General features: G+C 51.8%; 12 protein-coding genes and 1 riboswitch. Of the genes, 3 read left to right on the top strand and 9 right to left on the bottom strand.

Translation table 11 applies throughout. The features are described from left to right. Positions 1-253: 253 nt before the first annotated feature. On the bottom strand, positions 254-1,255 hold the full coding sequence (locus VSR74_RS02520) for a glycosyltransferase family protein (RefSeq protein WP_347793238.1): 1,002 nt from the start codon (positions 1,253-1,255) through the stop codon (positions 254-256). A 215-nt stretch (positions 1,256-1,470) separates the two neighbouring features. Between VSR74_RS02520 and mqo the strand changes: the two genes are divergently transcribed. Next, complete coding sequence (mqo, locus tag VSR74_RS02515; RefSeq protein ID WP_347793237.1) at positions 1,471-3,126, top strand: malate dehydrogenase (quinone); 1,656 nt, start codon at positions 1,471-1,473, stop codon at positions 3,124-3,126. A gap of 46 nt (positions 3,127-3,172) precedes the next feature. Here mqo and VSR74_RS02510 read toward each other — a convergent pair whose 3' ends face one another. The 8 genes from VSR74_RS02510 to lysC form a co-directional block, all read right to left on the bottom strand. Continuing rightward, a complete protein-coding gene (locus VSR74_RS02510; RefSeq protein WP_347793236.1) occupies positions 3,173-4,123 on the bottom strand; it encodes an ABC transporter substrate-binding protein in 951 nt (316 codons plus the stop codon). 10 nt (positions 4,124-4,133) lie between these two features. Then, entirely contained in the window at positions 4,134-4,886 is a 753-nt protein-coding gene (locus VSR74_RS02505) for an ABC transporter permease (protein ID WP_347793235.1), read from the bottom strand. Continuing rightward, a complete protein-coding gene (locus VSR74_RS02500) occupies positions 4,883-5,623 on the bottom strand; it encodes an ABC transporter ATP-binding protein (RefSeq protein ID WP_347793234.1) in 741 nt (246 codons plus the stop codon). The genes VSR74_RS02505 and VSR74_RS02500 overlap by 4 nt, the downstream gene beginning before the upstream one ends. Next, positions 5,620-6,303, bottom strand: a complete 684-nt coding sequence (gene tenA / locus VSR74_RS02495) for a thiaminase II (RefSeq protein ID WP_347793233.1) — start codon at positions 6,301-6,303, stop codon at positions 5,620-5,622. The genes VSR74_RS02500 and tenA overlap by 4 nt, the downstream gene beginning before the upstream one ends. A 62-nt stretch (positions 6,304-6,365) precedes the next feature. Continuing rightward, positions 6,366-6,467, bottom strand: a riboswitch (TPP riboswitch). 77 nt (positions 6,468-6,544) lie between these two features. Beyond that, positions 6,545-6,988, bottom strand: a complete 444-nt coding sequence (lysM, locus tag VSR74_RS02490) for a peptidoglycan-binding protein LysM (protein WP_347793232.1) — start codon at positions 6,986-6,988, stop codon at positions 6,545-6,547. 60 nt (positions 6,989-7,048) lie between these two features. Beyond that, entirely contained in the window at positions 7,049-8,377 is a 1,329-nt protein-coding gene (locus VSR74_RS02485) for a glycoside hydrolase family 10 protein (RefSeq protein ID WP_347793231.1), read from the bottom strand. Between the two features lie 65 nt (positions 8,378-8,442). After that, entirely contained in the window at positions 8,443-8,721 is a 279-nt protein-coding gene (locus VSR74_RS02480; RefSeq protein WP_347793230.1) for a VF530 family protein, read from the bottom strand. 99 nt (positions 8,722-8,820) lie between these two features. After that, the gene (lysC, locus tag VSR74_RS02475) at positions 8,821-10,182 is read right to left on the bottom strand and encodes a lysine-sensitive aspartokinase 3 (RefSeq protein ID WP_347793229.1); all 1,362 of its coding nucleotides are present in this window, start codon (positions 10,180-10,182) and stop codon (positions 8,821-8,823) included. Between the two features lie 617 nt (positions 10,183-10,799). Here lysC and VSR74_RS02470 point away from each other — a divergent pair. Continuing rightward, positions 10,800-12,185, top strand: coding sequence for a diaminobutyrate--2-oxoglutarate transaminase (locus VSR74_RS02470; RefSeq protein WP_347793228.1), 1,386 nt, complete (start codon positions 10,800-10,802; stop codon positions 12,183-12,185). A gap of 9 nt (positions 12,186-12,194) precedes the next feature. Further along, the gene (locus VSR74_RS02465) at positions 12,195-13,664 is read left to right on the top strand and encodes a pyridoxal phosphate-dependent decarboxylase family protein (protein ID WP_347793227.1); all 1,470 of its coding nucleotides are present in this window, start codon (positions 12,195-12,197) and stop codon (positions 13,662-13,664) included. Positions 13,665-13,753: the final 89 nt, after the last annotated feature.

The following is a 13,753-nucleotide window of genomic DNA, read 5'->3' as shown; positions in this document are numbered from 1 at the left end:
TTGGCATACTCGTATTCACATTCTGCTGCGTTCGTTTGATACTGGTGGCAGCATTAAGAAATCATTAAGGTTTTCCGTGTTAGATAGTTGTAACCGGCATAAGGAGAATCAAAATGGAAAAAAGAATCGAAACCGCGGTGAATCTAATCATCTTTATTTCACTGTTTGCTACCGCCTGGGATCTATCGCTGGTTCGGGACTTTAGCTGGTAATCACTTTCCTCTCTCCCTCGCCCGACGGGCGGGGGTATCACTCACATAATTCCCCGTTGATAGAAATCCGCATAGTGCTGATGTAGCTGCGCCAGTCGTTGGCTATCGGCTGAAGCATGTGCGCCATCCGGCTCAATTGAACCCGGAAGCGACCAGGTGACTTGTGGGTAGTAACGGACACGCAGGGCCGGATCGATTGACGTGAAAATGGCATGAGTAGGGATGGCAAAACCTGCCGCAATATGCAGGGCAGATGAGTCCGCCGTATAGACAAAATCTGCCTGACGAATGACATTTATATAGGCATCCGTCGTGGTTACCTGCTGGCTGATATTCTGATAGCCGGGCAGGGTAATAGGGCTAAATCCCAGGACGGGTAATGCGTAGCGCTCCTGTAGCCCGGTGATAATACGCCGGTGCCAAACGTCCGGTATTGCTCTTAGTGGTGTACTGGCACCAGGGCAAAAAAGAATATACGGTGAACGGTCACTTTTGCTGAAATGCCGTTGCAGCCAGCAATTTTGTTTGAACTTGTCCGGGACACTTTGGGGGGCAAGCCCCACGCTATGGTAAAAATAATCATGCATTTCCATGCTCTGAAAGCTATCGCGATAGAGCTGATTCCCCATATCAATATTGACATCGTAGTCGCCGCCGTAGGCCAATGGCCAGGGCAGGCAACTGAAGGTATCAATCACTCCAGTTCGTCGGGCAAGGTGATAGATTGCATCGACGGCGGGGAGAGGTGTTTCCGGGCGTAGCAGATTGATGTGTATTTCCGGACAGACATACTTCAGATAATGGCAGACGTTCAGGCCAACAATGGAATCGCCGATGGTGACTCCCATGGCATTAATCAGGTTGAGCCGCATCCCCTCGGTATAGCTGACCTGAATCGGCGATAGCGCGGCATTGAGCACTGACGGGTGATGCAGCGGCATCACCTGGCCGTAGGTTTTGCCTTGCTCAATATCCCAGGAGGCAACAATATGCGCGTTATCAGAAAGCAAACTCCCGGGGAACTGCATTACCGATTTTGTCATGGCTAACACTCTGATAATGGAACCTTTTTACAGCATAGCTGAAATCAACGCGTGTAAATACCAGACAATGAGTGTTGTTTATTTATTTAATTAAATAACTTAATAAAGTAATTAAATATATTTAGTGCTAAAAATGTTGTGAATATTTTAAAATACAGTAAAAATGCATTACTATAATAGTCCATGTTTCATCAATGCTATGTGATATTACTATTATGCCTGCATTCAAAAAGACAATTATCTCACTCACCTCTGTAGCGCTGTTTGTTAGTTCAGCAACCTGGGCTAATTCTGATAACCCTCAAAAAACTGATTTCCTGTTGATTGGCGGCGGTATTATGAGCGCGTCTCTGGGAACCTGGCTTCAGGAACTTCAACCTGACTGGAAACAGGTGATGGTCGAGAAACTCGACGGTGTCGCGCTGGAATCCTCTAATGGATGGAATAACGCCGGAACCGGCCACTCCGCGAATATGGAGCTGAACTACACGCCTGAGCGCGCAGATGGCTCCATCGACGTGAGTAAAGCGCTGGATATTAATGAGCAGTTCATGATCTCTCGTCAGTTCTGGACGGCGCAGGTAAAACGAGGTGTTTTACGCGAACCTCACTCATTCATTAATTCCACGCCGCATATGAGTTTTGTCTGGGGCGATACCAACGTTAATTATTTGCAGAAACGTTACGATGCGCTGCAAAAAACGACCCTGTTCCAGGGGATGAAATTCTCCACCGATCATCAACAGATTCAGCAGTGGGCTCCACTGGTGATGAAAGGGCGTGACCCACAGCAGAAAGTGGCGGCCACCTGGACGCCAGCCGGTACTGATGTGAACTATGGCGAAATTACCCGTCAACTTATCGGTAGCCTGAAAAAAAGCCCGAATTTCTCTTTGCAAACGTCATCTGAAGTTACTGAGTTTAAACGCAATGGTGATAACTCCTGGCATGTAACCATCAAAGACGTGAATAGCGGTAAAGAACATGCGATTGACGCAAAATATGTCTTTATCGGTGCTGGCGGCGGGGCGCTGAAATTGCTGCAAAAAACCGGCATTGCTGAAGCTGATAATTATGCGGGTTTCCCGGTCGGCGGCTCTTTCCTGATGACGGAAAACCCGGCGATCACCAAAGAGCATTTGCAGAAAGTGTATGGCCAGGCCTCGGTAGGCGCACCGCCGATGTCCGTACCGCACATCGATGCGCGTTTTATTGATGGTAAACGCGTGGTGCTGTTCGGGCCGTTTGCAACGTTCTCCACCAAATTCCTGAAAAATGGCTCGTTCTTCGATCTGTTGAGCACTACAACTACCAGTAACGTGATGCCGATGACACACGTCGGGCTGGATAATTTTGATCTGGTGAAATATCTGATAAGCCAGGTGATGCTCAGTGATGATGACCGCTTTGCGGCGCTGAAAGAGTATTATCCGCAGGCGCGCAAAGAGGACTGGAAACTGATTCAGGCCGGCCAGCGTGTACAGATCATCAAAAAAGATGCTGATAAAGGCGGCGTACTGAAGCTGGGTACTGAAGTGGTATTGGATGAGCAACGCACTATCTCCGCATTGCTCGGGGCTTCTCCTGGCGCATCTACCGCCGCGCCGATCACGCTGAACGTGATCAAGAAGATGTTCCCGGCGCAGTTTAACTCAGAACAGTGGCAGCAAAAGATTCACGCCATTGTCCCAAGCTACGGCCAGAAACTGAACGGTAATAGCGCGCTGACCCAGCAGGTCTGGGATGATACAGCGGCAACGCTGCAACTGGTTAAACCGCCAGTGATTCAAATGACGACGCCTGCAAGTGACAACGTCACGCAAGAGGCGAAACAACCCGAAGCCTCAGCGCAGCACGACATGGCGCTGTAAATGATTGCCGGATGGCGGTAAATTGCGCCATCCGACAAAAGATAACTTACTCAGTAACCCCGGTGGCATATTGCTCAACCGGGGTTATTTTTTTAATCAGCTTGTTATCAAATAAGAACTGCTCGTAGTGCGCGTAGCGTGCTTTATCAAGCTTTGCCGGGTTCTGGGTAAACAGTGGCAACGTTTTCATCCAGGCTTGCCGATTTAGTTCGGTGTTCAGCTCCGGGTGCTCACTGGCAAAGGTATTCCAGCTTTCCTGCGGATGTGCGTGCAGGTAATCACTGCCTTTTTTCAGCGCGGCGAGGAATTTTTTAATCTTCGGTTCATTTATGGCCTCTTTATGTGCCACCAGAATCAGCTCATCGTAGGCAGGAACGCCATAATCCTCGACGTTAAAGACCACAGGATCTTTCCCCTGTAGCTTGATTTCAAGCGCTTCGATATTGCGATAACCTCCAATCACCGCATCCACTTTTCCGGTCAGCAGGGCACTGGTAAGCTGGAAATTGACGTTGATCAGTTTGACGGCCTCTGCGGGGGTATTGACATGTTTCAGCATGGTATCAAGCGTTGCTTGCTCAATGCCGCTTACCGAATATCCCACGCTTTTGCCTTTTAAATCCGCCGGTGATTTGATGTTTTTATCCAGCGCTATCACCGTGTTCAGCGGCGTATTGATCAGTGCCCCCACGCGCATCAGCGGTAAACCCTGATCGGCAAAGAAATGCAGTTGCGGCTGATAGGTGATAGCCAGATCGGCCTGCTTTGCCGCCACCAGTCGTGGGGGGAGTGCAGGGTCTGACGGGGGAATAATCGTCACTTCCAGCCCCTCGTCTTTAAACGCGCCAATCTGCTGTGCCACCATAATAGGGGCATGATCCGGATTGATATACCAGTCCAGCACCAGCGAAACTTTTTCCAGCGCCCATGCATTCTGTGTAACAAGGTTGCTGGCCAGCAGGACAGCAAGAGCGGGTTTAATCCTGTTTTTCGTCATTTGTCGTTTCTCAATGGTTATCCGGCACCCAGTAAATCAGGCGGCGAAGCAGGGTATCAATGGCCATCCACAGGGAGATGGTCAGCAGAATCAATATTAATAAGGCGGCGAAACAGATATCGCTTTGCATACGCGCATTGGCATTTAGCATCACATAGCCAAGCCCTTCAGCCGAGCCGACCCATTCACCAATAATGGCGCCGATGGGGGCGACGGCAGCGGCCATGCGCAGCCCGGAGCCGAAAGCAGGAAGGGCGGCCATCAGTTGAACATGGCGTAGCAACGCCCAACGCGAGGCTCCCAGGGTACGGGCAAGATCCAGATAATCACCGCTAACCCGCCGCAGGCCATCGAACAGCGCGGATGTCACCGGGAAGAAGATAATTAATACCGCCATCGTCACTTTGGCGCTCATCCCGAAGCCAAACCACAGCACCAGTAAAGGGGCGAGGGCAAAGACAGGGATCGCCTGACTGGTTAACACCACTGGCATAACCCAGCGCTGAAGGCGGGGAGAAAAGACCATACAGAGCGCCAGTATCGCCCCCAGCAGCACGCCGATGACCAAACCGCTGGCGATTTCAGAAAGAGTAATCAGCGTGTGCCACCCCAGATAGCGGGCGTTATCGTGAAGCGCCTGGATCACCGCGACGGGGGACGGGAGCAGAAAAGCAGGAATATCTCCCAGCGTCGCCAGCCACCACAAACCGATTAGCCCAATAAACAGGGTTAACCCGCGCCAGATACGTGAAAGAACGCTCATTGTGTGCTCCTGGTTAACAATCTCATCAGGGCACTCTGACTCTGGATGACCGCAGGGTCATCAATCTGGCGTGGCGGAGATCCGTCGGGCGAGTTCGTATCATCAATTCCACCCGGATGTTGCGATAGCACAAGGATCTTATGGCTGAGGCGACATGCTTCCGCAGGATCGTGCGTAATCAGTAGCACGGTACGATCGGCCAGAAGTTCTGCGGCCATTGTCTGAATGGTTGCCCGGGTAATGGCATCCAGCGCTGAAAAGGGTTCATCCATCAGCACGATGGGTTGTTGCTCGTAGAGGGTTCGTGCAATCGCGGCGCGCTGGCGCATCCCGCCAGAAAGCGTTTCAGGGAGTGATGCGCCGCAGCCGCTCAGCCCCACGCGCTCCAGCAGATATTGCGCACGCTCACGGTCAGCTTTTTCGCCGCGCAGACGTGAACCGAGACACACATTCTGTTCAATCGTCAGCCACGGATAGAGCAAATCGCGTTGCCCCATCCAGGCGATCCGCCCGCTTAGTGGGCGACCTTTGTCATCCGTTACTGTGCCTGACGTAGGGGACAGCAGCCCGGCGACGATACGCAGCAGACTGGTTTTTCCCGCACCGCTCGCGCCCAATAAAGAGACAAAACGTCCCGCCGGAATGTCGATATTGAGCTTTTCAAATACCGTTTTAGCCCCATAGCGTAACGTTAAATCAGCCACTCTGATGGCCGGTGATGTATTCACATCCATCATGATTTGGCATCCAGCCCCATCTGCCAGAATGCGCCTTCCAGTCGGGTTGCGGTGGTAAAAAGCGTAGTCAGTTCGGCGAAACGGCTGTCGCCGCCGCGTTGCTGCGCCAGGGTTTCGAACAGGGTCAGTGATGACTGAACACCGGCAAGATAGCTTTCATCACCGTAGTTGCGGATCCACGGGCCGTAAGGGTTGCCCTCGAAAACTGTCGCGGGGTCATTCAGAAGGCGCAGACCGATTTCGGCATAGCCCGCAACGCAGGGCATCAGGACGGTAAGCAGATCCAGCACATCGCCGGAATGGCCGACATCCAGTACATAGCGAGTGTAATTGATGGTCTCTGCGGCCTCTTCGACCTGGATGATATCCGATTCCGATAATCCCCATTGCTGGCAGTAACTGAGATGCAGGGGAAGTTCATTCAGAATGGCGTTCAACGATGCGCTTGCGGCACGCATCTGTGCAGGCGTTTGCAGCTTACTCACCAGCAAAGCATAGGCACGAGCGAAATGAATTAAAAACAGATAATCCTGGGTCAGATAACGGCGGAACGCAGGCTCAGGCAGAGTGCCCGCGCCAAGTTGCTGCACAAAATCATGGGCGACATAACCGCGCCAGTGGCTACCTGCCTGCTGGCGAAGGCGTCCGTAAAGACCGCTTTCAAACATCGATAAAGACATGGGACCTCCAGTAATGAGTGGAGATCCGGGCGCAATGAGGGAAGAACAGGAATGGCTGTACAGAAAAATGGCTAACCCGTCCCTTCGCTGGCATGACCCAGATCAGGTTCTAAGGGTTCGGCTTACGCCATCTCAGCCCATTCTGGACACCCCTCGGACAGGAGGTTTTATACGATATTTCGCTTGTGAATACAACGAGAGAGGAGGCTTACCGGGTAGCTCTCCCGGTAAGCGGGGGGTATCAGATTTTAGGAATACGTAAAGTTTGGCCAGGATAGATTTTATCCGGGTGGGAGAGCATAGGGCGGTTGGCTTCAAAAATGGCGTTATACTTATTGGCATCGCCATAAACCGACTTTGAAATGGCGCTCAGCGTATCACCGGATTTCACAGTGTAGTACGTCGCTTCATCGGAAGTATCCGCCGCCTTAATGTTATTCTCAACTTCACTGACGCCCGCGACGTTACCGATCGCCACCTGGATTTTCTCTTTCTGTTCCTGGGTTAAGCCATCGCCAGTGACGCTGGCTTTGCCATCGACCACGGTGACCTGAACCTTATCCGCGCCAGGAATGTTAAGTTTCTTCAGGTGCTCCATCACTTTTTCACCCTGATCCTGATGCGTATCCGTCAGCTTATCCCACAGTTTTTCACCAGCTTCTTTCACGAAGTTAAACAGTCCCATATCCTTTCTCCAGTAAAGAATGTCAGGGTAAGCATAGCAGAGGGTTATCGATTCCGTGCATTAGTGTCCCCAGCGAGTTTTGAGGTAGTTCACGGCCTGACGCGTTTGTGGCTGATTAAGATTATCTTCCCGGAACAGGATGGTGCCGTTGATACCGGGAATCGATTCGTTTAAATCGATCTGTTTGCTCAGTTCCGGCACACCGCCATTAATCGCCCAGTCGGGCTCTTTCCTGGAGGGTTCTCCGACTTTGTAAAGCGCCACCCCGATGTATAGCCGCGTATTGGTGGGTTTAACGACGTCTGCCCACCATTTAGCCAGCACATCATAACGGGCTGCATCCCGGGCGAACGGCCAGTATAGCTGCGGGGCGATGTAATCCAGCAGACCCAGTTTCACCCACTGGCGTGTATCGGCAAAGGACTCATCATAAGCCGCCGCCCCGCGCGTATCTGAGCCTAACGGATCGTGAGAGCGGTTACGCCAGACGCCCGCCGGGCTTACGCCGAACTCAACGCCAGGTTTCAGTTGCTTAATGGTGTGTGAAACCTGCTCAATCAGGCTCTGCGTATTGTGACGACGCCAGTCCGCTTTCGAGGCATATTGCTGCCCGTATGTGCGCCATGTCTGGTTATCATTCAGCGCAGAACCGGGGGTTTCCGTATAGAAATAATCATCAAATTGCACGCCATCAACGGGATAGTTTGTCACCACTTCCGCCACAATGCTGGTTATCCAGTCACGGACTTCAGGAATACCGGGGTCGAGCACAAAACGGTCGCTGGAGGTGCGGATCCAGTCACGATGCAAAACAAAGATACTGGCCGGCTGCTGCGACAATGTGCGATTAAGCTCCGCCACCGTCGAGGGTTTGGTATTTGTCGTCACCCGATAGGGGTTGAACCACGCGTGGACTTTCATGCCGCGCTTATGCGCTTCATCCAGCATAAACTGCAGGGGGTCGTAACCGGGGTTTTCGCCAATTTTGCCGGTTAACGTATCGGACCAGGGCAAAATTTTTGATGGCCATAGGGCAGTTCCGTCTGGCTTGACCTGGAAAAACACGGTGTTAATACCGAGCTGTTTAAGATTGTCCAGCTTGGCGGTGAGCGCTTCTTTCTGTTTATTAATACGAATGGCCGGGCTACTGATATTCACGGTGTTAACCGGAGGCCAGTCGAGGCGAGAGACCGTCGCCAGCCAAACGCCGCGCATCGGTTCACTGTTTTGTGGTGACTTCACCGAAGGCTGTGATTGATTGCCAGAGGGTGTAACCAGCGAACTCGGCGGTTTAGAAGAGCAACTGACAACAAGTAAAGCGGCGGCAACCAGGGTGCCAATTTTTTTAACCTGAGTGACCGGGGAGACGCCCCGCAAAGAGATGATCATAAACGCCTGTTTTCTACTAGTCCCTTGAGTGGCGATATTCTCTTACGATTTGCGGGGGAAGGGAATCAGATCTTATCGTCACGTCCCTGCAACCACGGGTTAAACGTGGGTTCGGGAGCGGTGTTATCTTCCAGTGAATCGAGATAAAGCGCTTCAACTTCTGCGCGAGCCCACGGGGTGCGTCGCAAAAATTTGAGACTGGATTTCACACTGGGATCTTTTTTGAAGCAGTTAATGTTGACCCGTTTAGCCAGTTGTTCCCAACCATAGCGGGCAACAAGAGCATTTATCTGCATCTCGAGCGTAACGCCGTGTAAAGGATCGTTGGAGCGGTGAGTTGTCATGAGGCGTCCGGTAGTGAAGTGCGACCTGGAAGCGGGGAAGGTTACAAGAAACTTGCTGCTTCAGCAATGAACAGGGGCGCGTTAGCGCCCCAATGCGTCTTACTCAAACAGCCTGCGGTGCAGTTCAATGACGGCGCTATCGGCGGATTCCCCCGGTAACAAGACGCTCAGATGATTATCTGAAGCGCCATGGCAAATCATGCGCACTGCATGATCGGCAAGGCCGCTAAATGCGTCCCGGCATACGCCTGTTTCCTGGTGAAGTTGGTTGCCAATCAGCGTAACAAGGGCCAGACCGGTTTCAATTTCAACCCGACAGTGAGAGGAGAGTGCCGTCAGCAGCGAAGTGGTCAGCGTGTGGTCTTCCCCGGACGTCGACCCCGTGGAGTCGAGCGCCAGTGCAACGCTATTCTCGGAAGTGGTAAGCAGATCCACCGCAACCTCATGGTTGGCCAGAATGGCAAACATTTCGGCAAAGAATGCGTAGGCGGGCTGTTCGTGTAGGCTGTGCAGTCTCAGCAGAGTTTGCTTACGGCGAACGGCAATGGCGCGATAGCGTGGCGGGTTTTCTGTTTCCCGACGCACCAGCGTGCCGCCTGCTGCCGTGTTCTTACTGGAGCCGACAAATACCGGAATATTTTTTCGCATCGCCGGTAAAAGCGTTGCCGGATGGAGCACTTTGGCGCCAAAGGCGGCCATATCGCTGGCTTCAGAAAACGAGATGTGGTCGATGCGCTGAGCCTGGTTCACGATACGCGGGTCAGTGGTGTAGATGCCTGCGACGTCAGTCCAGATATCTACACGCGCAGCCTGCAATGCTTCGCCAAGAAGAGACGCGGTGTAGTCGCTGCCGCCGCGGCCAAGCGTCGTCGTATGACCCGCATCATCGCTGCCAATAAAGCCCTGCGTGATGGCAATCGCCTGTTCAATGCGCGGGCGCAGATGGATTTCCGCCTGCTCAGCCACCTGGCTGACAATAGGCTCGGCGCAACCGTAATCGCTGTTAGTGCGAATAACTTTGCGCGCGTCGAACCATTGCGCTTCTGCACCGCGTTCGCGCAGCACTTCGGTGAACAGCAGACTCGACATAAGCTCACCGTGGCTGACAAGTTCATCGCTCAATGACGAGCAAGGCGTTGAGTAGGCTATTTCGGCAAGGTGAGCAATATTTTCAAGGAGATGATCAATTTCCTTACTGATAACGGAGGGCCGCTGCAGACGGGAAATGATGTTGTACTGGATAGTGCGTAGGGTATCGATTTTATCCATACGGTCACAACTTTCCAGCCCTTCAGAAAGTTCGACTAACAGATTTGTAACACCGGCGGAGGCAGATAAAACGACCAGACGAACATGATCATCTGCAAGGACAATAGTGGCACTGCGATTCATCGCGTCAAAATCAGCAACGCTGGTACCGCCAAATTTGGCAACGACGAATTGTGGATAAATGCGTGTCATAACAATCTCATATCAGGGCGCCATACAAAGATGGCTAGAAAATTTTCATTCTCGGCATAAGGGAAGCAGCTTCGCCTTACGAAATGTCCGCCCGCGAACATTTCTGATGACAACCCAGGAAAAACATCCTGTTGTCGATAACATGTATTGCCTCTTACGCGTTATCGGTGTGATGCGCATTAGTTCTTTATTTACGTGAAGTGCAAATAAGCGCGCCATAGTAAGTGATTTGTCTTTATGGATCGATGTTTTTATTATGTTTCTTATTAATCCAGTGTAAATGAATGTCTTATGGCCTTTGCGCAGGGGTTATTAATAGTAAAAAACTGTAAAGTTAGGATAAATCCATGCCAAAACGATGGATTTCATCAGCTTGTATGCACTTTGACCGTTGGTAACTGATTGGGTAAAAGAGTAACAAAACTTAAGACGGGAGTGGGGGTAAGGATTTGCTTAGTCACTGATATTAGGGTGAAAAATCCCATAAAAAGTCGCACGAAAATAAATGATTGAGTCCTTCCTTAAAACAACATATATTAGCCGCGTTTTTTTACAGGCAATCCCCTTAACCTTTTATTCAACCCGGCGTTAATAATACCCGAGGTTGTGGGAGTGATATGATGACGGATAAAGTCCGTATTGATACTTTAAGTGCTAATTCATTACCACAAAGCAATGATACCTTTTTAGCAAGACAGGCTGAGTTTGAATCTAACGTCAGAAGCTATCCGCGTAAACTGCCGCTGGCGATTGCCAAAGCGCAGGGCGTTTGGATCACTGATGTCGAGAATAATCAGTATCTTGATTGTCTGGCAGGCGCAGGTACCCTGGCGCTGGGTCATAATCATCCCGACGTGCTTGAAAGTATTCAAAGTGTCATCAGCAGCGGCTTACCGTTACATACGCTTGACCTTACCACGCCTTTAAAAGATGAATTTTCATCTTATTTACTCTCTTTATTGCCAGGTCAGGGCAAAGAGTATTGCCTTCAATTCACCGGCCCGTCAGGCGCCGATGCGGTAGAAGCAGCACTGAAACTGGCGAAAAAAGTGACAGGCCGTTCAGGCATCATTAGTTTCTCCGGTGGCTATCATGGGATGACCCACGGCGCGCTCTCCGTCACTGGTAACCTGTCGCCGAAAGAAGCCGTATCCAATATGATGCCGGAAGTGCAGTTTATGCCTTATCCGCATCAGTACCGTTGCCCGCTGGGTATCGGCGGCGAAGCTGGCGTTAAAGCATTAACGTACTATTTCGAAAACCTGATCAACGACGTTGAAAGCGGTGTTCGTAAACCGGCTGCCGTTATCCTCGAAGCCGTACAGGGCGAGGGCGGTGTTAACCCGGCTCCGGTTGAGTGGTTGCAGCGCATCCGCAAAGTGACCGAGGAACACGGCATTCTGTTGATTATCGACGAAGTTCAGGCAGGCTTTGCGCGCACCGGTAAGTTGTTCGCCTTCGAACACGCCGGTATTGAGCCGGATATCATCGTCATGTCTAAAGCTGTTGGTGGTGGATTGCCGCTGGCGGTGCTCGGCATCAAAAAACAGTTCGATGCCTGGGCTCCTGGCCACCACACGGGGACGTTCCGTGGTAACCAACTGGCGATGGCAACCGGCCTGACAACGCTCAAGATCCTCAAAGAAGAGAAGATTGCTGATAAAGTTGCCGCCCAGGGCGAGTGGCTGAAAGGTAAACTGGCTGACCTGCAAAAACGTTACCCGGTGATTGGCCAGGTTCGCGGTCTGGGCCTGATGATCGGCCTGGAAATCGTTAAACCGAATGAAGCGCAGGATCACATGGGTTGCTACCCGGCGGATGGCGAACTTTCTGCTCTGCTGCAGAAAAAATGCTTTGAAGCTGGCTTGATTCTGGAGCGCGGCGGTCGTAACGGTTGCGTACTGCGCCTGCTGCCGTCTCTGCTGATCACCAACGCAGAGCTGGAAATCTTCCTCGATAAATTCGAGAACGCCTTGCTGGGCGCTGGCATTAAGCCGGTTTAATCGGAGTCTATGAACGTGTCAGATAATAATCCGATTCTGTCCGGTTCAGCGCAAAGCATCAACGCTTACCAGGACGCCATTGAACAAAGCAGCAAAGCGGTCGTTGAGTGGTTGAAACAACCTGAGATGTATCAGGGCAAAACGGTTGACCAGTTGCGCGAGCGAATTAACCTGAACTTCACCGACGAGGGCCTGGGTAACCAGGCCACTATCGAACGTGCAGTTGAGTATTTCCTCAAAGACAGCCTTTCTGTACATCATGCACAGTGTGTTGCGCATCTTCATTGCCCGAGCCTGGTGATTAGCCAGGCCGCGGAAGTGCTGATTAACGCGACCAACCAGAGCATGGACTCCTGGGATCAGAGCCCGTCGGCCACCATCATTGAGATGAAGCTGATCGAATGGCTGCGTGAACAGGTGGGATATGCGGCTGGCGACGCCGGTGTTTTCACCAGCGGTGGAACCCAGAGCAACCTGATGGGGCTGATGCTGGCGCGTGACGCATTCTTTGCCCGCCAGGGGCACTCCATTCAGCAGAATGGTTTAACGGGCGATCTGAGCAAAATCAAAGTGTTCTGTTCAGAAAATGCGCATTTCTCAGTGCAGAAGAACATGGCGTTGATGGGGCTGGGCTACCGCTCCGTTACGCTGGTGAAAACCGACGCGTTCTCCCGTATGGATATTGCCGATCTGCAAGATAAACTGGCGCAGGCGAAAGCTAACGGTGAGCAGGTGATGGCGATTGTTGCCACGGCCGGAACCACCGATGCCGGAGCAATCGATCCGTTAGTGGAGATAACTAAACTGGCGGCTGCCGAGAAGATCTGGGTTCACGTGGATGCCGCGTGGGGCGGGGCGTTGCTGCTTTCTGAGAAGTATCGTCACTACCTGGATGGGCTGGAGTCTGCGGATTCCGTCACACTGGATTTCCACAAACAGTTCTTCCAGACCATCAGTTGCGGCGCGTTTCTGCTGAAAGATGCGCGTCATTATGAACTGATGCGTTATCAGGCGGCTTATCTGAACTCTGATTTTGACGAAGAACACGGTGTGCCGAATCTGGTGTCAAAATCGCTGCAAACCACCCGTCGTTTCGATGCCCTGAAATTGTGGATGGGTCTTGAAGCGCTGGGGAAAAAGCAGTACGCCGAAATTATTGATAACGGCGTTACGCTGGCGCAGCAGGTTGCTGAGTTTGTTTCCGCGCAACCGCACCTGGAACTGGTTATGCAGCCACAACTGGCCAGCGTACTGTTCCGGTACCGCCCGGAAAGCAACGATACTGCATTTGTTGCATTGCTGAATCAACGCATCGGCGACGTACTGCTGGCATCCGGTAGCGCTAACGTTGGCGTAACGGAAGCCGATGGTGTGACTTGCCTGAAGCTGACGCTGCTGAATCCAACGGTTTGCCTGGAGGATGTAAAAGTTCTGCTGGCAAGCGTTAAAGAGACCGCGGAGACGTTGCTGAACGCATAGTCGTAAATACTCAATGATTCTCTGATAGAAGCCTCTGTGTAAAAGCAGAGGCTTTTTGTTTGTGCGCGACTCTTGTTTGAGTATAAAAA

The sequence above is a fragment of the Pseudocitrobacter cyperus genome (genome assembly GCF_039889165.1).
GTDB classification, from domain to species: Bacteria; Pseudomonadota; Gammaproteobacteria; order Enterobacterales; family Enterobacteriaceae; genus Pseudocitrobacter; species Pseudocitrobacter cyperus.
Note: the sequence above shows the minus strand (reverse complement) of the source record. Positions and strands in the feature narration are given on the sequence as shown.

Coding starts and splice junctions, on each gene's coding strand:
- VSR74_RS02465 (WP_347793227.1), top strand. CDS start 12,195: ATGAACGTGTCAGATAATAATCCGATTCTGTCCGGTTCAGCGCAAAGC.
- VSR74_RS02470 (WP_347793228.1), top strand. CDS start 10,800: ATGATGACGGATAAAGTCCGTATTGATACTTTAAGTGCTAATTCATTA.
- VSR74_RS02480 (WP_347793230.1), bottom strand. CDS start 8,721: ATGACAACTCACCGCTCCAACGATCCTTTACACGGCGTTACGCTCGAG.
- VSR74_RS02485 (WP_347793231.1), bottom strand. CDS start 8,377: ATGATCATCTCTTTGCGGGGCGTCTCCCCGGTCACTCAGGTTAAAAAA.
- lysM (WP_347793232.1), bottom strand. CDS start 6,988: ATGGGACTGTTTAACTTCGTGAAAGAAGCTGGTGAAAAACTGTGGGAT.
- VSR74_RS02505 (WP_347793235.1), bottom strand. CDS start 4,886: ATGAGCGTTCTTTCACGTATCTGGCGCGGGTTAACCCTGTTTATTGGG.
- tenA (WP_347793233.1), bottom strand. CDS start 6,303: ATGTCTTTATCGATGTTTGAAAGCGGTCTTTACGGACGCCTTCGCCAG.
- VSR74_RS02510 (WP_347793236.1), bottom strand. CDS start 4,123: ATGACGAAAAACAGGATTAAACCCGCTCTTGCTGTCCTGCTGGCCAGC.
- lysC (WP_347793229.1), bottom strand. CDS start 10,182: ATGACACGCATTTATCCACAATTCGTCGTTGCCAAATTTGGCGGTACC.
- VSR74_RS02500 (WP_347793234.1), bottom strand. CDS start 5,623: ATGATGGATGTGAATACATCACCGGCCATCAGAGTGGCTGATTTAACG.
- mqo (WP_347793237.1), top strand. CDS start 1,471: ATGCCTGCATTCAAAAAGACAATTATCTCACTCACCTCTGTAGCGCTG.
- VSR74_RS02520 (WP_347793238.1), bottom strand. CDS start 1,255: ATGACAAAATCGGTAATGCAGTTCCCCGGGAGTTTGCTTTCTGATAAC.